The 25,027-nt window shown below is 22.9% G+C and carries 23 protein-coding genes; 16 read left to right on the top strand and 7 right to left on the bottom strand.

Features of this window, described 5'->3' with window-relative positions:
• The first annotated feature begins 55 nt into the window (after positions 1–55).
• From msrA to AACL04_RS01930, 6 genes are all read left to right on the top strand, one after another.
• Positions 56–547, top strand: a complete 492-nt coding sequence (gene msrA / locus AACL04_RS01905; protein WP_339030915.1) for a peptide-methionine (S)-S-oxide reductase MsrA — start codon at positions 56–58, stop codon at positions 545–547.
• A gap of 187 nt (positions 548–734) precedes the next feature.
• Positions 735–1,538 (top strand): hypothetical protein, encoded by an 804-nt coding sequence (locus AACL04_RS01910; RefSeq protein ID WP_339030918.1) that lies wholly within the window; start codon positions 735–737, stop codon positions 1,536–1,538.
• 189 nt (positions 1,539–1,727) lie between these two features.
• Entirely contained in the window at positions 1,728–2,603 is an 876-nt protein-coding gene (locus tag AACL04_RS01915; protein WP_339030920.1) for a Pr6Pr family membrane protein, read from the top strand.
• Positions 2,578–3,453: a hypothetical protein gene (locus tag AACL04_RS01920; RefSeq protein WP_339030921.1), complete on the top strand. Its 876-nt coding sequence runs from the start codon at positions 2,578–2,580 to the stop codon at positions 3,451–3,453. The genes AACL04_RS01915 and AACL04_RS01920 overlap by 26 nt, the downstream gene beginning before the upstream one ends.
• Before the next feature lie 133 nt (positions 3,454–3,586).
• A complete protein-coding gene (locus AACL04_RS01925; RefSeq protein WP_339030923.1) occupies positions 3,587–4,408 on the top strand; it encodes a hypothetical protein in 822 nt (273 codons plus the stop codon).
• 392 nt (positions 4,409–4,800) lie between these two features.
• Positions 4,801–7,458 carry a valine--tRNA ligase gene (locus AACL04_RS01930; RefSeq protein WP_339030924.1) on the top strand — a complete coding sequence of 886 codons (2,658 nt, stop codon included), beginning with the start codon at positions 4,801–4,803 and terminating at the stop codon, positions 7,456–7,458.
• A gap of 26 nt (positions 7,459–7,484) precedes the next feature.
• Here the strand turns inward: AACL04_RS01930 and AACL04_RS01935 are convergent, their stop codons facing one another.
• Positions 7,485–8,123 (bottom strand): hypothetical protein, encoded by a 639-nt coding sequence (locus tag AACL04_RS01935; protein WP_339030926.1) that lies wholly within the window; start codon positions 8,121–8,123, stop codon positions 7,485–7,487.
• A 132-nt stretch (positions 8,124–8,255) separates the two neighbouring features.
• On the opposite strand from AACL04_RS01935, the gene AACL04_RS01940 reads away from it, so the two are divergent.
• Positions 8,256–8,792, top strand: coding sequence for a hypothetical protein (locus tag AACL04_RS01940; protein ID WP_339030927.1), 537 nt, complete (start codon positions 8,256–8,258; stop codon positions 8,790–8,792).
• Positions 8,793–10,068: 1,276 nt separating this feature from the next.
• On the top strand, positions 10,069–10,827 hold the full coding sequence (locus AACL04_RS01945; RefSeq protein WP_339030928.1) for a ComEC/Rec2 family competence protein: 759 nt from the start codon (positions 10,069–10,071) through the stop codon (positions 10,825–10,827).
• A 15-nt stretch (positions 10,828–10,842) separates the two neighbouring features.
• Here AACL04_RS01945 and rpsT read toward each other — a convergent pair whose 3' ends face one another.
• Positions 10,843–11,085, bottom strand: coding sequence for a 30S ribosomal protein S20 (gene rpsT / locus AACL04_RS01950; RefSeq protein WP_339030929.1), 243 nt, complete (start codon positions 11,083–11,085; stop codon positions 10,843–10,845).
• Between the two features lie 131 nt (positions 11,086–11,216).
• Here rpsT and holA point away from each other — a divergent pair, with 131 nt between their 5' ends.
• The 8 genes from holA to coaE all read left to right on the top strand — a co-directional run bounded on the left by holA (position 11,217) and on the right by coaE (position 20,461).
• Positions 11,217–12,170, top strand: coding sequence for a DNA polymerase III subunit delta (holA, locus tag AACL04_RS01955; protein ID WP_339030930.1), 954 nt, complete (start codon positions 11,217–11,219; stop codon positions 12,168–12,170).
• 19 nt (positions 12,171–12,189) lie between these two features.
• Positions 12,190–13,653 (top strand): hypothetical protein, encoded by a 1,464-nt coding sequence (locus tag AACL04_RS01960; RefSeq protein WP_339030931.1) that lies wholly within the window; start codon positions 12,190–12,192, stop codon positions 13,651–13,653.
• A 99-nt stretch (positions 13,654–13,752) separates the two neighbouring features.
• Positions 13,753–14,247 carry a methylated-DNA--[protein]-cysteine S-methyltransferase gene (locus AACL04_RS01965; RefSeq protein ID WP_339030932.1) on the top strand — a complete coding sequence of 165 codons (495 nt, stop codon included), beginning with the start codon at positions 13,753–13,755 and terminating at the stop codon, positions 14,245–14,247.
• A gap of 172 nt (positions 14,248–14,419) precedes the next feature.
• Positions 14,420–16,471, top strand: a complete 2,052-nt coding sequence (locus AACL04_RS01970) for a fructose-specific PTS transporter subunit EIIC (RefSeq protein ID WP_339030935.1) — start codon at positions 14,420–14,422, stop codon at positions 16,469–16,471.
• A 112-nt stretch (positions 16,472–16,583) separates the two neighbouring features.
• Positions 16,584–16,862, top strand: a complete 279-nt coding sequence (locus AACL04_RS01975; RefSeq protein ID WP_339030937.1) for a hypothetical protein — start codon at positions 16,584–16,586, stop codon at positions 16,860–16,862.
• A gap of 13 nt (positions 16,863–16,875) precedes the next feature.
• Positions 16,876–17,916 carry a hypothetical protein gene (locus AACL04_RS01980; RefSeq protein ID WP_339030939.1) on the top strand — a complete coding sequence of 347 codons (1,041 nt, stop codon included), beginning with the start codon at positions 16,876–16,878 and terminating at the stop codon, positions 17,914–17,916.
• 107 nt (positions 17,917–18,023) lie between these two features.
• On the top strand, positions 18,024–19,847 hold the full coding sequence (locus AACL04_RS01985) for a hypothetical protein (RefSeq protein WP_339030941.1): 1,824 nt from the start codon (positions 18,024–18,026) through the stop codon (positions 19,845–19,847).
• Between the two features lie 23 nt (positions 19,848–19,870).
• A complete protein-coding gene (gene coaE, locus AACL04_RS01990; RefSeq protein ID WP_339030942.1) occupies positions 19,871–20,461 on the top strand; it encodes a dephospho-CoA kinase in 591 nt (196 codons plus the stop codon).
• Positions 20,462–20,506: 45 nt separating this feature from the next.
• Here the strand turns inward: coaE and AACL04_RS01995 are convergent, their stop codons facing one another.
• From AACL04_RS01995 to AACL04_RS02015, 5 genes are all read right to left on the bottom strand, one after another.
• Positions 20,507–21,259, bottom strand: a complete 753-nt coding sequence (locus AACL04_RS01995; protein ID WP_339030944.1) for a hypothetical protein — start codon at positions 21,257–21,259, stop codon at positions 20,507–20,509.
• A gap of 122 nt (positions 21,260–21,381) precedes the next feature.
• Positions 21,382–21,996, bottom strand: coding sequence for a SprT-like domain-containing protein (locus tag AACL04_RS02000; protein WP_339030946.1), 615 nt, complete (start codon positions 21,994–21,996; stop codon positions 21,382–21,384).
• Positions 21,997–22,006: 10 nt separating this feature from the next.
• Positions 22,007–23,320 (bottom strand): DNA polymerase IV, encoded by a 1,314-nt coding sequence (locus AACL04_RS02005; RefSeq protein WP_339030948.1) that lies wholly within the window; start codon positions 23,318–23,320, stop codon positions 22,007–22,009.
• Complete coding sequence (locus AACL04_RS02010; RefSeq protein ID WP_339030950.1) at positions 23,310–24,128, bottom strand: TlyA family RNA methyltransferase; 819 nt, start codon at positions 24,126–24,128, stop codon at positions 23,310–23,312. The genes AACL04_RS02005 and AACL04_RS02010 overlap by 11 nt, the downstream gene beginning before the upstream one ends.
• 22 nt (positions 24,129–24,150) lie before the next feature.
• Positions 24,151–25,023: a hypothetical protein gene (locus AACL04_RS02015; protein WP_339030951.1), complete on the bottom strand. Its 873-nt coding sequence runs from the start codon at positions 25,021–25,023 to the stop codon at positions 24,151–24,153.
• Between the last annotated feature and the right edge of the window lie 4 nt (positions 25,024–25,027).

A 25,027-nucleotide genomic window follows, 5' to 3' on the forward strand; every position in this document is an offset into this window, starting at 1 on the left:
TTTTATAAAGTAATTGCTAGACTTAATATAATAATAAGTAAGGAGATCAAATAATATGAAAACAATATACTTAGCAGGGGGATGCTTTTGAGGAGTTCAAGCTTATTTTGATTTAATTAAGGGTGTAACAAAAACAAAAGTAGGTTATTGTCAAGGAGAAATTCAAAATCCAACTTATGAACAAGTTTGTTCAGGAAAAACAAATCATGCAGAAGCAATTTTATTGGAATATGATAAAAATCAAGTAACTTTGGAAAAGATACTTGAAAAGTATTTTAAAATAATTAATCCATATTCTTTAAATAAGCAAGGAAATGATGTAGGGACTCAATATAGAGTTGGAATTTATTGAGATAATGAAGAAGATTTTAAAATAATTCAGCAATTTTTAGAAAAAAAACAAAGCGAAAGTGAAAAAAAAATAGTTGTTGAGAATGAAAAAGTAAAAAACTTTTTTGATGCAGAAGCATATCATCAAAATTATCTAGAAAAAAATCCCTTTGGTTATTGTCATATTGATCTTTCATTAGCTTATGAAGATGATTAAACTGCTAAAAAATTCATTATAAAGTTCACTGTGTATAATTAAATTTTATGATAATATTTAATTAATAATTAAGGACCACATTTTTTTTATTTAATTCATATCACAAGAATGGAATAAAAAATTGGCTTTTTTAGTGTATAATATTATTATTAAAAGTAATAAGATTGAATAATTTGGAGGAATAATTATGTACTACATATTAGTAAAAGATGGAATATTTTTTGTTGTTAGTCCTGATATGACAGAAGTTAATCGTTTTTATAATTATGATGAAGCTCAGGATTTTTGTAATAATTTAAATTTAATGAATAATCGTTCTAATAATATTTCTAATCCAAATTTTGGTATTAGAAATAACGGTACAACAGAATTTGGAACTTCTGAATTTGTACCATTTTCAGGAATGAATAAAATAAAACCTAATAACACTCCATTAGTAAATTATGGTGAAATAGTTTTTAATTATGGAGAAGATATGACACAAGATCATAATAATTTAATGCATAACAATATTCATCAAAATCCAACTGATTTTATAGTAAATAAACCAAATAATTATAATTGCAATCATCATGGAAATAATCAAAGTTTAGGATGTGAAAATTGTGCAAATCCTAGTAGTATAGATTATAATAATTCATTAAATATGAATATGGATTACGAAACAAAAAATATTGAAGAACCAAAAAGATTAAGTTTTGAAGAGCAGAAACTTAAAGAATTAGAGATAAGAGAAAAATTGGAGAGATTAAAGGCTCTAGAAAAACAACAAAAAAACAAAAAACAAAAAGTTATAATTCAACAGGTACAAGCTCCAGCTCCAGCACCAATTCCTGCTCCAGTGCAAGAAACTGCTGAACCAAAAAAAGTCTTAAAAGAAGAGAAGAAAAACAAAAAGAAAAAAATAAAGGAAAATAGAAATGTTTCTGATAGTGATGAGTTTTTAACAACTGATGATATAAGAAACTTTATAACAAAATTGAAAAAGTAGTAAATATAATTTTATTAAACATCTAAATTAAAAATAACAGTCATGAGTTAATCTTGATATTGTTAGTATTTATTTATAGGTGTTTTTTTATTTTTTTATTTAAATATTAGATCTATAAATAAATATAAAATAGTGAATTATTTTATAAAATAGTCTATAATTTCTTTATATGTTGAAAAGAGTGAAAAAATGTTTATTACTAAAAAAAATTTAAAGGACTGAAAAATCTGATATAAATTAGCAATTGCTTTATTAATAATTGGTTTTATTTTACAAGGATTAATTCGAGGAATTATTAATATTGGTGATTCAGTCTATAAAATAGATGGTCAAGAATTTAAAAAGTGAGCTGTTTATATAGGAGATAAAGATTCAAATGACCCAGCAAAATTTGTTGGTTATGATTATCAAGGATATATTATTAACTATTTTAGTTTTTTTACAATTCAATCAAATATACTTGTAGCAATTTGATTTATGATATCATTTTTTAATCATAATAAAGAAAGTGAAACTAAATTTTTATCAAGATCTATTTCTTTATGTGTTGTAACTTATATTACAATTACAGGTTTAATTTTTAATGGAATGCTTCTTCCACAGGTATTATTGACTGGAAATGATTTAATTTTAACTCCATTTTGATGAGTTGAGCAGATGGTATTACACACAATTGTGCCAATAGCTACAATTGTTTATTACTTATTATTAATGAAACAAGAATTAAATTTTAACTTCAAAGAATTTGTCAAAAAAGATTTCACAGTAATGTGTATTTATCCAATTATCTATTTAATTTGTTCTTTAGTTAGAGGAGAATTAATTTATAGAAGTGTAGGTTCAGATGCTATATTAGCAAGTAAAAAGGGAGCATATCCATACTTTTTCTTAGAAATTCATAATAAACAAGTTTCTGGACTAAGTGGAATTGCTTGAATGTTTATAGCTATAATAGCTATTCTTACAATAATAATTGGTTTAGGTAGTCTTTATCTATTTGTTGCTTTAAAAATTAATAATTATAAAGGGGAAATTAATAATGAGGAATCAAAAAAACAGTCTTAATTTACTTAAAAAACATAATAAAATAATTAGAAGTTTTTTTAAAACAAATTTAATGAGCTTATTTGCTTTTATTTTTGATCAAGTTATTTTTTCAATAACTTTGATTTTATTTATTACAAATTTATTTATAAAAGAGCAAGTGGATGCTTTGTCATATTCAATTGTTGGGGGAAGTATTTACTTACTGTTAAAATTTACTTATATCAATTGATTTTCAAAATCTAAATTTTTTCAATTAATTTGCTTATTTGATTATAATCTGAAGTTAGAAAATCATAAATTCAAGGCTCAAAGAAGTATTGAATTTACACCAATTTGATTTTGAATTTATATAATCTTTTCTAATTTTATAACAGTAATATTTATAAATTATGAATTGAGCTCTATTTTGAGTGATAAAAAGCTTTTAACAGCTATATTAGAATCAATGCTAAATGTAATGTTGCTTCCTTCATTTTTAAACTCATTTCAAAAATTAACTCAATCTAATAATAATGTTGATGCAAAATATAAAAATTTAATCAAAACCCAGTATTTTTCAAATGAATCTCTATTCAAAGATGCAAAATTTTCTGAAAACTATTTAAATGTGATTTTCAAAAAAAATGAGTTAACTTCTAAAAATGGTTTATTCATTTTTAGTAATAAAAAAGATTTAAGCAATAATGAAATTTTGGAAATTAAGAAAATAAATGACAAAATTCTAGAAAATTACACAACAATTTGAAGTAATTATTATGAATTACTTGAAGAAAGTTCAATGCTTGAGTTTTCAAGAAAAAAGGCAAAAAACTTATTTTGAATTGAAAGAGTCTATGATCATATATTCTTAGATTTCTTAGATATTTAAGAAATCTAAATATTTTCTTTTGATATTTTAAATAAAAACAGTTTTATTTTTTCATAAAATTAAAATAATTTAAAAATAAATGTTTGATTTATTAATTAAAAAGTCCTATAATATTTAAAAGGAGAGTAAGTTAATGAAAATAAAGAGTATTTATAAAAAAATTGATTGAAATAATATAATAGTATATTCAGCAATAATATCTCTTTTTGCAGTTTTTTTATTTATTCCTTCTGTTGATAATTTAAGATTTAATTATGTTAATTCAACAATTTTAATTATGCTTAAGTTATTCTTAGGAACAATTTCAATTGTTTCAATATTATGAAAATTTTTTAATGATTATGATGAATTTATGTCAACAATTGATTTTAAAAAGATGTCAGCTATATCATTTAAAAAAATCTTAATTAAAAAAAATTTCTTTGCTTTTTTAAAAATATTTATCTTAGTTTCACCGTTAATACTTTTTACAATTATTCAAGGAATGAATTTAGAAACAAATATTAATAATATTAATAATTTACCAGTTAGTATATTTGATGAAATGGGACCATTATTTACTATTCCAAAAAGCGTATTGTATTCATCAATTGAAAAAATTATCAAAATTAATAAAGAAATATCATTTGTATTATCTCTAATTTTTATAGGATCAATTTTTTCACTATTTGCTCTAACATTTGTTTATATTGCTTATTGAATTTCAATGAATAAGATATTAAAAAGCATTAATAGTACTTTTACTAAAATTCTTAAAACTTTAAAACATGAAGAAATTGAAAATTCAAATGAAAATTTAGCAAAAATAATTATGGAATTAGAGCTAAAAGAAAAAGCAATTCAATATGAAAGAATTTTGAATTTATATAATTTATTAGAGCATAAAGAATCTAAATTATTAAAAACAATTAAGAAGTCCATTAATGAGCCAGAATTCTTAACTTTAACTTTTTAAAATATTTAGTTAAAACAAGTGAAGATATTCAATACTATATGAAGCAAAAAAATATGAATGAAATAATTTAAATAATAAATCACAATTAGTGTCGGAGTTTTTTGTGATTGAATAGCATTTTTATGCTATTTTTTTTATTTGCTTTGATATAATAAAAAGGTAAGAACTTATAAGGAGTAAATAAAAAGTAATTTTCAGAGATCTAGTGTATGGTGCGAACTAGAATTTACTATTATTGAAGGTTGTATAAGTTATAAAATTAGATATAAGAGTGGGTTGCTTTAGAACAATCAATTAGGATGGTACCGCGTGTTATTTTAAATAGCTCGTTCCTATTTTTTAGTAATTATTAATTACTAAAAAATAGGTTTTTTTAATTAAAAGGAGAAAATATGAAAGAATTAGATAAAAAATATAATCATAAAGAAGTTGAAAAAGATAAATATAGTAAATGACTTGAAGAAAAATTATTTAAACCAAAAATTAAGTCTAAAAAACCAGCTTATTCAATTGTGATACCTCCACCAAATGTAACTGGAAAGTTGCACTTAGGTCACGCTTGAGATGGCTCATTACAAGATTTATTAATAAGATTCAAAAAATTAAATGGTTTTGATACTGTTTGAATACCTGGAATGGATCATGCTGGAATAGCTACTCAAGCAAAAGTTGAAGAACGATTGAGAGAACAAGGAATTTTAAGAAATGATTTAGGTAGAGATAAATTTATTGACAGGGTTTGAGAATGAAAAGAAGAGTATGCTTTAACTATTAGAGAGCAATGAGCAAAATTAGGATTAAGTTTAGATTATTCTAAAGAAAAATTTACATATTCAGAAGAATTAAATCAAATTGTAAACTATGTTTTTGTAAAAATGTATGAAGATAAATTAATTTATAAAGGGAAAAGAATTATAAATTGAGATCCTAAACAAAAAACAGCACTTTCTAATATTGAAGTTATCTATAAAGAAACTAAAGGAGCAATGTATTATTTTAAATATTTTTTAAGTGATAATAAGAAAGACTTCTTAGAAGTAGCTACAACACGCCCAGAAACAATGTTTGGAGATGTTTGTTTAATTGTAAATCCAAATGATGAAAGATATAGCAAATATATTGGAAAAACAGTTATAAACCCCTCAAATAGGGCTTTAATACCTATTATAAGCGACAAATATGTAGAAATTGAGTTTGGAACAGGGGTAATGAAATGTACGCCAGCACATGACCCTAATGACTTTGAATTAGGTCTAAAACATAATTTAAAGCAAATAGTTGTTATGAACGAAGATGCAACTATGAATGAATTAGCAAATGAGTTTAAAGGGATGGATCGTTTTGAAGCAAGAAAGCAATTAGTTGAAAAATTAGCAAAAGAAGGGACTTTCTTTAAAAAAGAAGATATTGTTCATCAAGTTGGTTATTCAGAAAGAAGTAATGCAATTGTTGAACCTTTCATCTCTGATCAATGATTTGTAAAAATGAAACCCTTAGCAAAACAAGTTTTAGATTTACAAAATTCAAAAGAAGCAATTAATTTTTATCCAAATCGTTTTAATGAAACATTAAATAAATGAATGGAAAATACTTATGATTGAACTATTTCACGTCAATTATGATGAGGTCATCAAATTCCAGCTTGATATCATAAAAAAACAAAAGAAGTATTCGTGGGTATAAATGCTCCAGAGGATATAGAAAATTGAGAACGTGATCCAGATGTTTTGGATACATGATTCTCGAGTGCATTTTGACCATTTGCAACAATGAATTGAAATCAAAAAAAACAATCAGAAATGATGAAAAGATATTTTCCAGTATCAACAATGGTAACAGGTTATGATATTATTTTCTTTTGAGTAGCAAGAATGATTTTTCAAAGTTTAGAGTTTACGAAGTCAAAACCTTTTAAAGATGTTTTAATTCATGGTTTAATTCGTGATGAGCAGGGAAGAAAAATGTCTAAATCTTTAGGCAATGGTGTTGATCCAATGGAAGTTATTGAAAAATATGGAGCTGATTCATTAAGATATTTCTTATTAACTAATTCAAGTCCTGGTCAAGATTTAAGATATAGTGAAGAAAAATTAACTAGTACTTGAAATTTCATTAATAAAATTTGAAATGCTTCAAGATATGTAATGTTAAATCTTAAAAAAATCCCTACTAATCAACAATTTAAGAATTTATTACTAAAATCTAACAAAAGTAATAATGAAATTGATTTTTGAATTTTAAATCGATTGAGTGAAACAAAAAAAATGGTTAAAGAAGCAATTGATAAATATGAGTTTACAATTGCAGGAAAGCTTCTTTATAATTTTATTTGAGATGATTATTGTTCATGATATATTGAACTTTCAAAAGCTCAAATTAGTGAAAATAATCTATTAAATAAGCAAGAAAAGGAATTTAGTCAATCAACATTAGGGTATGTTTTAAAAAATATTTTAATTATGTTACATCCATTTATGCCTTTTGTTAGCGAAGAAATATATCAGTCATTTGAGTTAAAATCTTCAATTTTAAGAGAAAGGTGATTAGAAGAAAATTATCAATTTGAGATTTCAAATACTAATCATATTTTTGAAATAGTAACTAATTTAAGAGAATTTAGAGCTATTCAAAATATTAAAAATTCTATTTCTCTAAATATTCATTTAAATTTGAAGAAGTCAAACTTTAAATTACAAATGGAAAAAGAAATTAATTATATTAATCTCTTTGTTGAAAAATTAGTTAATTGTAAATTAAATATTAATAATATTCAAAAAAAAGATTTAACTTCAATTGCTATTAAAGACTATTTTTTAGATATTGCAAATGAAGATTTTTTTGATAGAGATAAAGCAATTCAAGAAACTGAGGATAAAATTTCTGAACTTTTACAAGAAATTGAAAGAAGTGAGAAAATGTTAGCAAATGAAAACTTTTTAAAAAGAGCTGCAGCAGATAAAGTTTTAGTTGAAAAAGAAAAGTATTCTAATTATAAAAAACAACATAAATTATTAATTGAAAAATTAGGGGAATTAAAAATTAAAAATTAAAAAAATGAAGAATATTCTTCATTTTTTTAATCGCTTACTGCATTTGATAACTTAAAGATTCATAATATAGTTAAGATAATATCTGGTTCTGATTTTGATAAAAAATTTAAAACTTCCATTGTATGATTAATTTTTTCATGATTTGTTATTTCTTCTATAAAAACCTGAAATATATTATTATATATTTTATTATAGTTATTAAAAATCTCACTTATTTTTTTATCTTTAAAGTTAGATAAAAAGTCCATCTCAGTATCCGGAATTTTATTTAAGCTAATTTGTTTTTTAAACTTAGTTGTCTTTAAGGGACTAGAATTAGTTTTAAGATTTTTTAAATGAGTTTTTATATGTTTTTTGTATCTATTATAAATAGACTTAATAAGTTTTTTATTTTCAATTAAAAAACTTAGAAAATATAAAATTTTATTTAAATCATTTTCTATTAAGTCGATATCATTAGAATTTTTTTCACTATTATTTAAATAGTTATTCATTTCTTTTAAAAGATTTTTATTAAAAGTGAAAAAGTACTTTTCCTTAAATTCTCTATAAAAATCTTTATAATCATCTTTCCTATAAATTCATATTGATATAAAAGTTGCCAATATTAAACTAATTATTCCAGTAATTAATGCGATAATATCAACTAAAGTAAATTGAAACATTTGTTATTTTCCCCCATAATCAATAAAATTTTATCATTTATAAAGTTATTTTTAACAATAATAAAAGTGTGTTTGTTATTGTATCTTTACATTTTTTTCATTTTATAATCGATATACATATTTGAGGTGTCTATGAAAAAAATAAGATTTATTTTGTTACTTTTACTTTCACTAATGGTTGGTATTAGTACTTTATTAATAACTAATCTAGAACAGTCAGTAAAAATTGAAATTATTGAAAAAAATGAAAGTTATATATATTTAAAAGTTAAATATGATATTACTCTAGAAGACGAAAATATATTGCCTGTTAAAATAAAAAATGATTTAAATATAAATGAATCTAAAGAATTTTTGGAAATAAGTAATTTAGATTATTTGAGTAATATATTTGAAATTGATGTTAATAATAACTTACAAAAAAATAACACAATTATGTTTTATCCAAAAGATTATATTAAAGTTATTAAAACTAGTAGATTTGAAGTGGATAGTGATTTTTTTTATACAAGAGGTGTTAGTGAAAATGTTTCTAAAAAGAGTAGCAAAATTCTTTTAGATATAGATAATTCCTATGATGATTGTATGAAACAGCTGAAAAAAATATATGTAGGAAGTAATTTTAATACACAGTTTTATGCTAAAGCAATTCCAAAATTGATCTATTAGAAGGAACTATTTATTTCAGGTTTTTTTAGTTATAGTTTTAATATGTTTAAGTAGGGATATAGAAAATATTTATATATGTATTAGTATCTATACAATTTCTTGTCTTTCTTTTATTTGAAAATTAAATAAATCTTATCCTTATTTCATTATTGTTAGTCTTTTTTTAATGTTTTTTCTATTATTCTATAAGTTGGACATCAATCAAAAACTAAATTTTAAGATTTATAAAGTAGTAGAGGTAAAAGAAGGATATATTTTATTAAAACAGTTAACAACTCTTTATTATATTCCAGTAGGGGAAGAGGAGTTATTAGTAGGGGAGTTTATTAGGCTTAATGGAGTTAGTGAAAAAGTCAGTGTTTATGGGAACTTTTGAGAGTTTGACTTTAGTTCGTATTTACTTAATAAAAATGTTAAATTTCGAATACTAGAACCAAAGATAGAGAAAACAAATTATCATTTTGTGCAATTTTATTTATATAAATTCATTAATTCTTCTAACAAATTAACTAAACTATTCTTATTTCAGCAAAAAGCGAATGATCCAATTTATACTACTTTAACTTCATATTCCTTAAGTTTTTTAATTAATTTAAGTGGTTTTAATATCTATATTATCAGTTGTTTTTTTAGTAAAAAATTGTTTAAGAATTCAAAAAAATATAAAAAATATAAAATTATTGTTTTAATTCTAGTTTTATATTATTGTGCACTATTAAGTTTTCCCTTATTTTTTTTAAAAACTTGCATGTTTTTGATAATAAGATGAATAGAAGAAAATTGAAAATTCAGATTTTCAAAAATAACCAAATTTTCAATCATTTGAATTATTTGTTTATTTGTTAATCCATTATTTGTATTTAATATAGGTTTTATTTTTACAATTATTGTTTTTTTATTTATAAAAAAATATGAGGATAAAAAGCCAATTACTAATATATTTTATAATTTTTTAATTGTGAATGCAGTATTCATTCCAGTTCAAATATATTTTGATTATAAAATATATTGATTAAGTTCATTTTTTGAAATACTTTTAATTCCATTAATTAGTTTTTCATTCATTTTATCTATATTTTTTTGAATTCCATTTTCTAGTTATTTACTAAATTTTAATTATCAAATTCTTTATTCATATTCTAAAAGTTTTCAATATATTAATATCTTTACAATATGTGGTCACTTTAGTATATTTTTTTTAATAACTTATTTTTTAATGTTTAAACTTATAACTACGTATAAGTTTAATAAAAGAAAAATTCAAAGAATATTAATTATGTTATTTACTTTAAATGGTTTTTATTTTTTTCAATCAAATCAATTCACTAAAATAAGTCCCTCAGTGACAATGTTGAATGTTGGGAATGGAAATAGTTTCTTATTACAATATAAAGGTAAAAATATTTTATTTGATGCTGGAAAGGGAAGCGGTTTTAGTAAAAAAAGTTTACAGCAATATTTAGTATATGATGGAGTTAGAAAAATTGATGCTATTTTTATAAGTCATAACCATAAGGATCACTATGATCAAATTGATGATTTAAAGACTATCTACAATATTCAAAATATTTTTTACAATTATGATTATCAATTCAATTTTAAATTTAAGGGCTTAAAAATTAGTAATTTTATTGAGACTCAAAATAAGGATGAAAATGATAATTCTCAAGTTTCAGTAGTAGAAGTAAAAGATAAGAAAATATTATTTACAGGAGATATTTCCAAAAAGAGAGAATCTAGATTATTGCAAAATAAAGAGTTTCTAGAAATAATTAAAGGGGGAGTTGATTTACTTCAAGTTGCTCATCATGGTAGTAAAACTAGTAGTTCTGAATTATTTATTCAGACAATAAAACCTCAAACATGTTTTATCTCTGGGCATAAGTCAAAAATGTATGACTTTCCAAGTAAAGAGACAATAGCAACATTAAAAAAATATCAATGTAAAACTTATATTACAAATTCTAGAGATAGTTATAAATATAAAGTTAAAAGTAATAAAGTGATTAAAGTACAAAAAAAACTTCTTTTATAAGAAGTTTTAAATTAATTATTTCATTAATCTTGATTTTTCTCTTGCAGCTTTATTAGCTTTAAAAATTCCTTTTGTTACTGATTTATCTAATAAACTAATTGCTTCATTTATTAAAGTTTCTTTTTCTTTAGAATCTTCTTGTTTTGCAACTAAAGCCTTTTTGATTGCAGTTTTAACTGAACTTCTAAATGCTTTATTAGCTAAACGTGATTTTTCATTAGTTAAAATACGTTTTTCTTGTGATTTAATATTTGCCATGTTTGTAATTCACCCCTCTAAACAAGATATTTATATACAAATAGAGTATATAGTAAAAAAATATCTAATTCAAAATAAATTATATTTTTTGTTAATTTTTAGTGGTAAATTATACTTAATAGGTGATAAATATGTTCTTTGTATATTCTAATGATAATTTTTTAATTAAAAAGCAAATTGACAAATTATGTCAAAAAGCAAATATAGATAATGAATATGATATTTTTGAATATTCATTAATTGATGATTCAATTATAAAAATTATTGAAGAAATTACTACATATTCAATTTTTTCAAGTAAGAAAATTATTGTTATAAATGATTGTTGATTTGTTAATGAATCAAAAATTAAGCTTCATAAGGATTATGATTCTAAATATGTAGAGCAAATTTTAAGAAATAATAGTAGTGAAGTTGAAATAATAATGACTTTAAATTCTGAGAAGTTTTCAAAGAAATTAAAAATAGCAAAATTAACAGAAGAAAAGTGCAAGATGTTAAAATTAGAGGAACCTAATTTAATACAAAAAAAAGAAATAGTAACCAAAAGATTAGAAAATGAGAAAATAGAATTTGATATAGATTCAATTGAAATATTTTTAGATAAATTACCAAATGACATGCAAGTATTTACAAATGAAATTAATAAAATAATTAGTTTACGAAAAAAAGTAACAAAGAGCTTAATAAATGAAATAACATCAAAGTATAATAACTTTGATAGTTTTCAAATTGCTAATTGTTTTATTTCAAATGATATAAAAACTTTTTTAAAACAATGATCAAATTATATGGAAATAAATAATGATATTTTCTCATTTCTTGGATTATTAGCAAGTAATTTGATTACATTAAGAAATATTATTTTATTAAAAGAAGAAAGAATGAGTAATTCAGAAATTGCTTCAATTTTGGGAGCAAATCCATATCGTATTTCAAAACTATTAGAGCAAAATAAACTAAATATTAAACAAATAAATGATAAAATTAAATTGTTATATTTACTTGAAAAAAATATAAAAAGTGGGGTTTTTGATAATAAAATTATTCCAGAGATTGAGTTGCTAAAAATGTTTGATGTTTAATAAGAATAGAGGTTAAAAAATGGAAGCTAACAAGATATATCAAAGTTCGATATTTTTATTAGCAAATTTAATAAAAAATGAAAAACTAAGAGTTGAATTACTAAATAACTTAGATTATAAGAATCAAGTAATAGAATTAGTTAATGACTTATTAATTTTAGAAATAGATGAAAGTTGTAGTTTTAAAGATAAAAAATGAGGACCAATTTTTGGAAAGTCTTTAGTAAATATTACGAAGGAAAAAATAAAATTTGTAAAACCAGATAATAAAAGTATTGATGAAATATTAAGTGATATTACTTATTTGCAAACATATTGTTTTAATAATTTGCAAATATCAAGAGATTCTTTAACAGATGAAAATTTTGAATTAACAGAAGAGTTTATTAAAGAAAACTCAAAAATATCAGCAGAGTTAAAAGAAAAATATTTAAAAACAAGTGAAAAAAGTAATGTTGAACCAGAAATTGTTGATAAACAAAAAGAAAAACCAAATACAGAAACACCTGATTATTCAAAAATAGCAGGGGCACAAAGTGCACAAGGAAATCCTTTTATGGGAAGTGTTCCTTTACATCCTGCACAAGATCCAAGGTTTTATCCATATAGTAGTAAACCAAAATATATAAAATGATTGAAATTGTCATTGGCAATTTCAATTGGGGTTTTTACACTATTGTTTGTGGCATTATCTATTTTTGTTCAAGTTGCAAAACCTTTTCTAATCGATAATAACTTAAATGAAATTGATGGCTTTACTTCAGCATTTCATCAACAATGAAAAGAGTTTTTAGCAGAAAAATTAAAAGCAGATAATGCTGCTTGACTTTTTGCAAATTCATTGGGAATGCAATCGGGGTCTATGGGAATTACATATATGATCATTATGACACTAGTAATCACATGAACTATTTATACAATTCTTCAACCTCCAAAAACTTATAGACAAAAATTTCTTATTCCTGGAATGAATTTAATTATTCCTTCAATGTTTCTGATTATGATGTCATTTAGTTTTATTAAAGGATTTTCATTGATTTTTGGTTCAAACGTACCATTATCACAATTAACTAGTTCATTTTTTAATGTTGCAAAACAACAAGGAGAAAAAGCTAATTTTGATGAATGATATAAATTAAATCAAGATGGACTTAAAAATTTAATTAATGTTATAAATGATTCGTTTAATATGACAGCGGCTAAAGTATTATTTTGATTATTCTTTGTTTCACTTTTAATGACAGCGGCTTCAATTATTGTAATTCTTTGTTTAAATCCTAAATTAGATAGAGAAAAAATTGCAAAAGCTAATAATGAATATCAAACAATGATTGCAGAAGCAATGCAAGGTAGAAAATATGAAATAGATCAAAGTATTTATGAAGATCAAAAAGATATTGATGACTTTTTAAGTGAACTTCAAAATAGAAAAAATAAGCATAATAATAAAAGTAAAGACAATGAAAAGGATAAAGATATTTAGAAATTTCATTTGAAATAAAAATATAATTAACTTTTAAAATATATTGATAAACTCAACTGATGTTGAGTTTTTTAAATATAATTTAGATGGGTGATATTGATGGAAGAAAAAGTTCTTAAAATCTTTAAAATAAAAATGTTTGAAAAGGAAGTTGTTAAAATAGGGATTATTAATAATAAGTTGAGTTATATTGGTTTTGAACGCGACAATATTCATGATTTTTACAAAAATTATAAAATAAGAAATGTTTTAAAAAATGATGAATTTATTAAATATATTGAATATCTAAAAAAGTTTGAGAATAGAGAAGATTTCGAATTAAATTTTGATGAGTTATCTTTACCAAATTTGACAGATAAACAAATAGATATTTTAAAAGAACTTTGTAAATTAAAATATGGGGAATATAAAACATATTCAGAATTTGCAAAAGATATTAATAAGAGTGATTACACGCGTTTTATTGCTTCTTGTATGAGTAAGAATCCAATTTTATTGCTAATTCCATGTCATAGATTAATTAGTAAAAATTTGGATATTAAATATAGATCTGGAAGAGAAATAAAGAGTTTTTTATTAAAAAATAATTTTTAATACTTATTATCTTTTTTCTCATAAATGAGAATGGAATTACTTCATTATATAAAACTTACAATATTTTTTTCTAAATATTTATATTTATTTGGAAAAAAATATTGGTTTTTTTTTTTTTTTTTATAACATATTAGTGGTTATAAAAATTTATAATCATAGAAAGAAAAAAAAGATGGAAAAAAATATTTTTAGTAAAAATCAAATATTTTTGGATATAAAATTAAATACACAAAAAGAAGTTTTTGAATTTATTTCTGCTAAAGCTTTTGAATTAGGTATTGTTTCAAATCAAGAAGCATTAGTTACTGGTTTCAAAAATCGTGAAACTGAAGGTACAACTGGATTTGAAGATGGATTTGCGATACCTCATGCTAGAATAAAAGAAATAAATAAATCAGCTTGTATATTTGTAAAATTAGAAAAAGAAATTGAATGAGATTCTCTAGATGGAAAACCAATAAAATATATATTTGCATTAATAGTTTTAGAAAATGAAAATGATAAGTATTTATCAATATTAAGTGAATTCTCAACAAAGCTTTTAAATGAGGAATTTAAATTAGGGATTAAAAACTCAAAATCAAAGACAGATATTTTAGATACTTTTGAATTAAAAAGTCAAAAAGTTAAAAATGAAAATTTAACTAAAAATAAAATTAGAGTTGTTGGTATATCAGCTTGTCCGACTGGTGTTGCACATACATACATGGCAAGAGAGGCATTATTAAAAGCGGGGCAAAATCTTGGATGAGATATAAAAATGGAAACCCAAGGTCAAAAAGGTCAAGAATTTAAATTAACAGAAGAAGATATTAAACAAGCTGATATCGTTTTTTTAGCTGTTGATATTTCTGTTGATAAAAGTCGATTTAATGGTAAAAAAATTTATCATGTAAGTACAAAAAAGGCTTTAAGAAATGCTGAACAGGAGTTACAAAATTCAATTAAAGAGGGTTTTATTTTTACAAATGATAGTAAAAATAAAACATTTGATGTAAAAAATAAAAATAAACAAAGTATAGTCCAACATTTGATGGCAGGTATTTCTTATATGATACCTTTCATTGTTTTTGCAGGTCTAACCTCTGCAATAGTTGCAGGAATTGCTAATGCAGCAAAAGTAACATTAACTGCGGATTCAACAGGGTGAATTAAATTTATGTGACATTTAAACGAATTTTCTAATATTGGATTTTCTGTTATGATGGCAATTGCAGGAGCATATATTGCTAATTCTATTGCAGGACGAGCTGCAATAGCTCCTGCATTTATATTAACTATGATCGGTAATAATCCTGGACTTGTATGGCAAGGATATTTCCAAAATATCCTTGTAGAAGGACAAAATGGTAGCATGGTTTCAATAAATTCTGTAATGCAACCATTAAATATTTTTGGAGCAATTATTTTTGGTTTGAGTGTGGGTTATACTGTTCAATGGATTAATACAAAATGAAAAATTCATCAATATATACAACCAATTATGCCTATAATAATAATTCCAGTTTTTTTAACATTATTCTTTGCAATTATTTGAATGTTTACATTTGGACCATTAATTGGAATTGCAATAGGTTATTTGTATACAGGTATTTTATCATTAGAAAATGCAGGCGTGGGAATGATACTAGTAGGTTTAGTACTTGGACTTTTATCTGGAGTAGATATGGGTGGTCCCATAAATAAAATTGCTTCATTTGGAGCTACAGCGATGATACCAGTCGATGGGGGACTTGCAATGGGTTGTGCTGCCGCTGCTTTTGCTGTGGCACCACTTGGGGCTGGGATTTCAACTATGCTTTTTAGAACAACTTTTAAAGAAGATAAAGAACTAGGAATAAATGCAACAGTTTTAGGAGTTATGGGTGTAAGCGAAAGTGCCATTCCATTTGCAATTAAATATAAATGAGCTGCAATAATTCCAAATATTATTTGTTCTGGTATTGCAGGTATGATAGCTGGTGCATTTATGGTTCAAGGTCATGTTGGTGCTTGAGGTGGACCAATTATTGCAATTTTTGCTGGAGTTACAGATAAAAGTGGTAATTTTATTGGTATTCTATGATATTTAATTGCCATTAGTATTGGGGTTATCTGTCATATAATTTTATTTAGAATTTTGGTGGAAATTCAATCTAAAGGTAAAATATCAAAAGATAGTTTTAAATCAATTTTTAAGGAAAATAAAAAATTAAATACTAATAAAAAAAATAGTAAAGCTTAATAAATGTTATTTAAAAGATACAATCTTCATATGAGTGTTATATGAAGATTTTTTTATTTTTACTTTAATGTAATATAAAAAAACTTTATAATCATAAAGGTGAGGTACGTTAATGAGTTATTATTATAAGCATAAATATGGATTTTCAACTCATTCAATCCAAAGAATAAGAGAAAGACTTAGACTTAAAGATGAAGAGGAATTCAAATTAAAAGAAAAAATACTAAAAATGATTGCAAAATCAACTTATAGTTTTGAAACAAATAAATTTATCTATATAAAAACATTAAAAAATGAAGTGTACTTTGTTATTGATAAAATTCAAATGACAATTATAACTGCAACACCAATTTCATCAACAAAACAATTATGATTAATAGAAAATGAATAAGACAGGTGCTAATATGAAAAAAATAAAAAGAAATTTGATATTACCAAGTGAATTTTTAAATAATTGACAAACCCAAAATGAAGATGGAACTTTTTGTTTTAAATATATTGATTTTGTAAGTGATAAAATTGAAGAAATTAGAATTGATAATGTACCTTTTATAGAAGTTTTATTTAGTGATTATGAAAATTATGATCTTAAAAAAATTATAAAACAATTTAATCAAATATCAAAAGTAGCAAAAGCTATTATTGATAAGAGAATTAAAAAAAATAAAGATAATATTGAAGTTACTGGTAAAGAAGTTCTTTTCTTAAAATATTTTTATTTTCTAATAACAATAATAAATGGTGAGTACAAATATTCATTTTCAAATTCTAATAAAAAATATAGAATATTTGATGTTTTGAATAAAGAAGTTCAAGAGGACTATAGACTAATAATTTTAGATATAGTTAGTTATGTTCTTTTTGAAATGTATGATTATATTTTTAGTAAAAGAACTTTTGAAAGTTTATATGAATATGTTGAAGATTCTTCAATAAACTTTGATTTACAAGAATATCAAAAAAGAATAATTATTCCTTATGACATTTTGGTGACTCAAAATTACAAATTTTTAGATGTATATTTTCACAATATTGTAAATAATACTTTCTTTAAATTTTTTAGAATATCTGACTTAGATAGAGAAACATTTTTATTAACAAATAAAACAGTTGCTAATTTTATTGATGATAGAACCAAAATTAATATTTTAAGTATTTTTGTAATAGATCCAAAAATGGCAATTGGACTAGTAAATTTAGGACCAGGAAGAGGCGAGTATCGACCATTGTTTAAATACTTTAATGAAAGTGTTATAAATAAGGAAATTATGCCTTATTGTTTATCACCAGAACATAAAATAGAGCAAGATGGAATTTATCTTTCTGGAGATCAAAGGTTTAAATTTTCAATTTTTGAATTAATTGAAAATCAAGTTAAGTTAATTAATGATTGTCTTACATACAGAGATTTAAAATCTGATTTTGAACAATTTATTAAATATTAAAATAAAAAAATTCTATTATGAAATAGAATTTTTTTATATAAAAATCATTATTTAAAAAAGTAGAAAAAATATTATATAATTATTATAGTTTATGGGGATGTTATATCATGGGAAAAGTTAAAATTTTAAAAAATAATAAAAAATCGCAATTTATGATAATTGCTTTAATGATTTTTTCTTCTATTATATTAATATATTCAACATTGCTAGCTATTTCACCAATAATAAATAAAAATAATATTGAAACAATTAATAATGCTATTTTAGAAGAAAATTATCAAAAAATATTGTCAATTTTTTTATACAATGGTAAATCATGAATAGTGGGGCCAAGCAAAACATTAATTTCTTTTTTGCCAATGATTTTAAGTTTAATAATAATTATATTTTTAAGTAGTAGAATAATAATTCATAGTGTAGGTTATAGAACTAAAACTGCAATGGGAATTTCTAGAATTATTAGACCAATCAAAAGTTATCAATTTACAATGATTTTTGTTTGAATTTTTTTAGTATTATTGATGATAACAATGACTTTATCTTTAATATCTGCATCACCATTTTTTATGGGAATAGCATTTCAATTCAGTGCTTCAAATTTTATAACAATTGAAGAAACAATTACAGTTAAAATTGTTCAACAATTAGATGGTCAATTTGGACAAATTTATTGATTATCTTATGGAGCATTTTCAAAATTACAAGGTGTTAATAATCCTTCACAAGTTTATAAAATGATTGATAAAGCTATGTGATTTATAATGCCAATTATTATTCAATTTCTAGCTTTAATTTTAGGATTTGTTGGAGCTATATTTGGTGAATGTAGTTGATGATCAATTAATATGCTTGTTTTAAAAACATTTGATTTTCAAGCAGGTACAACATTAGTAGATGAATATGTTAAAGTTAAAAAACCTAAAATTAAAGAAAAAAAATGAAGCAAAAAGTCAAAAAAGGCAAAAGCTTTAAAAGCCAAAAAAGCAAATTTATCTACAAATCTTAATAATGATGAAATTAAAACAATTGAAATAATTGAGCCAAAAAATTATGAAGAATTACAAGAAATGATGTTAGAAGAAAATAATGAAATAATTAAACCAATTGAAGTTGTTGAAACTATTAATAATAACGTTGAAGTAAAACAAGAACTTGAAGAAGTAAAAAATGATGATAATCTTGAAGAAAATATGGAAAACAAGAAAATTGAAGAAAATCAAAGAAATAGTGAAAACAGTCAACATAATCGTATTGAATCTTTACAAACAACTGAGTTTGGAAATATAACAGAAATTGAAGATATTTATAATGAAAAAATATTAGAAGATAAAACTTTTGATCCATTAATTGAAACTAAGTGTGTTCTATTTTACAAAAAAATAATTAAATTATTAGAGCAATCAGATAATACAGATACTTCATTGTATTGAAATACAATTAAAAAGTCAAAAGAAATAAGGGATTCAAAAAATAATGATTGACTAAATATTTCAAATGAAATAGAAAAAGAAATAAAATCATTTTCTACAGTTGATATTGAATTTGTAAATTTAATTGAAAAACTAATCTTTGATTCAAAAAATAATTTTTTTGGTAGATACAAAAGTGATTTAGAAGAGTTAATTGAAGATTATCATTTTGCATTAAAAACATGAGATTTATTGGCAGCTGAAATAAAACTTGAACAAATTTTGGCAATTACTTTTAGAAAAAAAGAATTATTACCAAAAGTAGGTTTTTGTTTGAAAAATAAGGTTTTAAACAATTATAAAAACATTGACCAAAAAACAAATGTCATTAATCGATTAGAAACTGCAAAAAATAATAGAGATTTTAAAGGTTATAGAGATATCTGTGTAGAAATAATAAAAAACGTTTCACCAATAAAACCAATAATTAGTAATTATGTTAACAAAATAATTTATAATTAACATAATTAAAAGAGGTGTTTTTATTGAAAATAATAGGAGTTAGTGGTTTTATTGGAACTGGTAAAACAACTTTGTTAGATCATTTAAGCAAAAACCCTAAAATAAAAGTAATTCAAGCTGATAAAGTTTCTAAAGATATTCTTTATGATAAGAAAATATTAGATTTTATTAGAAAATTTATGCCAGAAATTATGAATGAAAATAAAATTGAAAGATCAATTTTGAGAAAGTTTTTATTTAACAATCATAAACTTAATGAAAAATTTACTAAAATTGCTTGACCATTAATTTCAAATGAAATTAAAAAAATTATTGAAATTGAAAAAGGTGCAGAATTAATTTTTATTGAAGCTGCAGTTATAAGCGGAATTAAACTAAAGTTTGATAAGAAAATATTATTAACAATGGATAATGAAAAAAGATTAGAAATTGTCAAACAAAGAGATAATAGGGAACTAGAGGAAATAGAGTCCATTACAAAATTTCAAATGAAAAAACTTAAAAATACTAAATTTGATTATGTTTTAAATAATAATAAAAATAAAAAGGAATTTTTAAAAGAGATTGATAATTTAATTGAACTAATAAAAAGGGATAGTTCTTGTAATTTATAAAAAAACTGACATTTTAAATAAAAATCAAGATTTAACTCTTGATTTTTATTTTTTATTTATAGGTTTTTTTGCAATTGGTCTTTTAATACTGTTACTTTTCCTATCATCATTAATCAAACCAACTTGCTTTAATGCCTCTTTAACAGCTTGTTGAATTAATTCTTGGGTTTCTTCTTGAGTAAACATTTTTTCATTAATTTTTTCCTTTTTTACTGGTTTTATTGCTTTGGACTTAAGTTCTTGAATTTTATTAGATTCATTAGTAGTTAAATTGCCTTTTTTAGAGACAATAGAAGGTCTTTTTGTTCTTGGTAGTAGTATTTCACTAGAATCACTTTTATTTACTCTTTTAGGGGCCTTATATTGAGTTTCTGGATGTTCTTTTTTATAAGATTGAGCATTTTCAACATTTTTTTGTAGATCACTTGAAGTATTTGAACGTGAAGAGGGTGTTTTAGACTTATTCATTTTTGCTTTTAAAATTGCAATCCTGTCATTAATTTCTTCACTAGTAACTACATTTGTTTCTGGTTCATCTAATGTACGTTTAGCTATTTTTTCTTTTTCTTTTTTAATTCTAACTTTTGCTTTTGCTAAAATGTCACCAATACTACCTGGAGCATCTTTTTGTTTTGATTGACTTTGGCTAATTTCTTCTTCTGTTTGAATACCATGCATTCTTCTAATTTTTGCATTAAGGTCTTCTTGAATCACTTTATTTTTATTAAAGACATTTTGCAACTCACAAGTATGAATTTTTAGATGAGTAGGGCAAAACTTTGGTACAATTCCTGACATAAAAACCTCCATAGAATTTATTTTAAAGTAGTTATTCAATACGATTTTAACATTATTAAGTGTTTAATAAAGGCCAAAAATCTTGTTTTTACAAAAAAAGTGCATATTGTAATATGCACTTTTTATAATATTTCAAACATTATATTGCAGTCCATACACTTAATATTTAACGTTGCTTCTCTTGAATTGTTTATAATAGTATCACAGCCTTTACAAAGATACTTATTACTCTTATTATAACCCTTTGGTTGATAATTAATAGCATCTTTGTGCATTAGAGACTTAAATAGGTCTTTATTAAAATCTAACTGATTTTCAATATAATTTATAAGATCTAGTGTAGGGGAAGTGGATGAGAAACCACGTCTAGAGTTTTTAGCAACAGTTAACATAGCAACCTCTTCACAAGTTTTTTTAAAATGTTTATTATGTCTTTGATTGTTTTCAACATCTTTAATATTTCTTTCAAAATTGTATTGGTGTACCATTTCATGAACAAGTACCCCTATTATGTTTAAATAATCTCCATTTAAAGCTAAAGTTCATATAGTTATCTGATTTAACTCATCTGATCAATCTTTTGCTGTATCAAAATGGCCTAATGTTAACCTACTTTTTCGCTTACTAGTTTCAATATTTATTTTAATTTGTGAAAGGGTATTAGAAAATAAGAATTTATTTAATTGATTATGTATTGAATGTAGTTCTAAAATTAAATCATCAATTCGATATTTCATATAAGACCCCCTATTTATTTTTTCATTTATTAATAATTTGTTCGTTAGAAATATGAACATCATCATTTTTTAAAAATTTAGATTGAACCATATTTTTATCCATATACTTTAATAGCTTCTCTCCAGTAAAAATTTTATCTTTTCCAAATTTTAAATTTAAGTTATAAATAACTTTTTCAACCTCATTATAGTCTATTCCTTCTAATAAATCTATTTCATCAATTGATAATTGTTTTGTTTGTTCAATTTGATTAGATAAATTACTTATTCGAACTCCCAATAATAATATTGGCTGACCAGTTCATAATTCATAAAAACATTGTTTTGCAATTGAATAAATTATTTCTGGATTATTTGTAGGTTCTTGAACAGACTCTTGTTTTGTAATGTGTCTTTTTCTTAACTTATCATTATAAAATTCAGTAATATTATCATCTAAATATTTAACAACTATTGTGATAGTTTTTCCTTGTAAAAATCTCTTTTTTGCTCTGTCAGCAATTTTTAAACTTAACTCATAAATTATTTCTTCAATTTCTTCATGATTAGTTGTTGTAAAGTTTAAAGTTAATTCGTTACCAATTGATTTAAATTCACTAGCTTCTCTTGAAACTTCATCGTTGCCTTTACCATTAGCTCAATATCAAAGTGTCATTCCCCTTTTACCTAGAATTTCAATTAAAAAATTTAAATCCATTAAAGCTAAATCTCTGATAGTTAAAATATTATTTAAATTTAAAATTTTTTGAGTTGCTGCTCCTATCATAAACATTTTTTCAACATTCATTGGTCAAAGTTTTTCTTGTATTTCTTCTTCTAATAAAAATGAAATACCTTTTGGTTTATTAAAGTCTACACAAGTTTTTGCTAAAAATTTATTTGTACTAATTCCAATTGAACAAGTCAGACCAGTTTCTTTGTAAATCATATCTATAATTGCTTGAGCGGCTTTTTTAACAGAACCATATTTTTTTCAACTTTTTGTCATATCAATATAGCACTCATCAATTGAAGCTACTTCAAAATTTTTTGTAAAATTATTATAAATGATATCAAAAACTTTTTCTGAATAATCAATATACAAACTAAAATCAGAATTAGCAATGTAAAGATCCTTACACATTTCCATTGCTTTAAAAACTGGTGTTCCTGCTTTTATTCCAAATTTTCTTGCATTATAACTTGCTGTAGTAACAATAGCTCTTCTATTTGGCGAAGCAACAACAACATTTTTATTTCTAATACTTGGATCTTTTGCCATATGACAACTTGCAAAAAAAGCATCCATGTCTAACAAGAAAATTACTTTTTTATTATTCTCCATTATTTTCAAAAAACTCCCAACATTCATTTACAAGATTTAAAATTAAATTTACATTAAAAATATTTTCTACATTATTTGTTTTTTTAATATAGCATAAATACTCAATATTTTTTTTCTTACTACCAAGAATTGGAGATCAATTAATATCAATTATTGAAAAATTATTTTGATTACAATAATTAATAACTCTTTTTATCGCTTTTATATGTCCTTCTTTTGAATTTATTTTACCATTTTTTACATCTTCACGATCTGATTCAAATTGAGGTTTTATTAAAATAACTCCACTAGTATTTTCCTCAACAATATCTTTTAATGGTAATAATATTTTTTCTACTGAAATGAAGCTTACATCACAACAAAAAAAATTAATTTCACTTTCAAAAAAAGTTTTATTTACAATTCTAAAATTAGTTTTTTCTAAAGATTTAACTTTTGGATTACTTCTTAATTTTCAATCTAATTGATTTGTCCCAACGTCAATTGCATAAACATAATCTGCATTATTTTGTAAACAACAATCTGTAAATCCTCCAGTTGAAGAACCTATATCTAAACAAACTTTATTTTCAATATTAATATTTCAATATTGAATTGCTTTTTGCAATTTATTTCCAGCTCTACTTACAAATTCATTTTCTTGTTTAATTAATTTTATTATTATTTTTTCTTGATCAAATAATGTACCAGGTTTAGTTATTTTTTCTTCATTAACTAAAACTTTTCCATCAATTATAAACCCTCTTGCTTTATTTCTGTTTTCAGTTAATTCTAAATCCAATAAAATTTGATCAAGTCTTTTTTTCATATAAAATTATCTCCTGGAATTTTTATTTTTTAAATTTTCTTTTCTTCGTTAGATTTATTCTTCGTTCTTTTAAATTACTTATTTTTTTATTATTTTCAATATTTTCATAAAGTTGATTTTCTTTATGAACTCATTTACTTAATTTTTTAAATAATTCACTACCATATGTATCTTCGAAACCTTTTTTTATTGTTTCTAGTTTTTTCATATATTTGGTTGTTGATAATGAAAACGGTTTTGTTAAGTTCAATTTCTTGTAGTTACCTTCGTTTAAAGAATCTTTAATATCTAAAAGCATTTTATCTTTTTCTTCATTAGAATCGACATAAATTTCTTCACTATTTTTAAGAACTTCAGATTGAAAATCATCTTCTTTTAAAAGATTTTCTAAAAAATTATCTTGATTAGATTCTTTTGAAATTGATTCTCGAAAGTCTTGAATTGTTTTTTCAACTAATGGATCCATTTCTTTTGTATAAAGAATATCATCATCTAGTTCCATTGAAGAATGTTCTTTAAATGGCTCTGAAAGATTTAAAATATTTTTTTGATAAGCTTTTTTTAAGTTGGTACCAGTATTATCTACATTATATTTTTGATTTTCAAAATCTAAAATATAATGTTCTGGTAAGTTATCATATAATTCCTTATTAAATTGATTTAACTCTCTTATCAAAGTATCTTCTGAACCTGTGGGAATAATAATTAATTTATCATACTCTAATAAAATTTTTTTATCAGTTTTTGTTTTTAAATGTAATATTCTTCTTAGTTCTTTTAAGTTATCAAAAAATTCAATGTTTTCCTTACTAGTTTGCTTATGAAGTAAGTCAACAATTTCCTTATCTTTTGAAATTTTTTCTAAAAAATAATTTTTATCAATAATATCTTTCATTTTT

This window comes from Spiroplasma endosymbiont of Cantharis nigra (assembly GCF_964019925.1).
Taxonomy (GTDB): domain Bacteria; phylum Bacillota_I; class Bacilli_A; order Mycoplasmatales; family Mycoplasmataceae; genus Spiroplasma_A.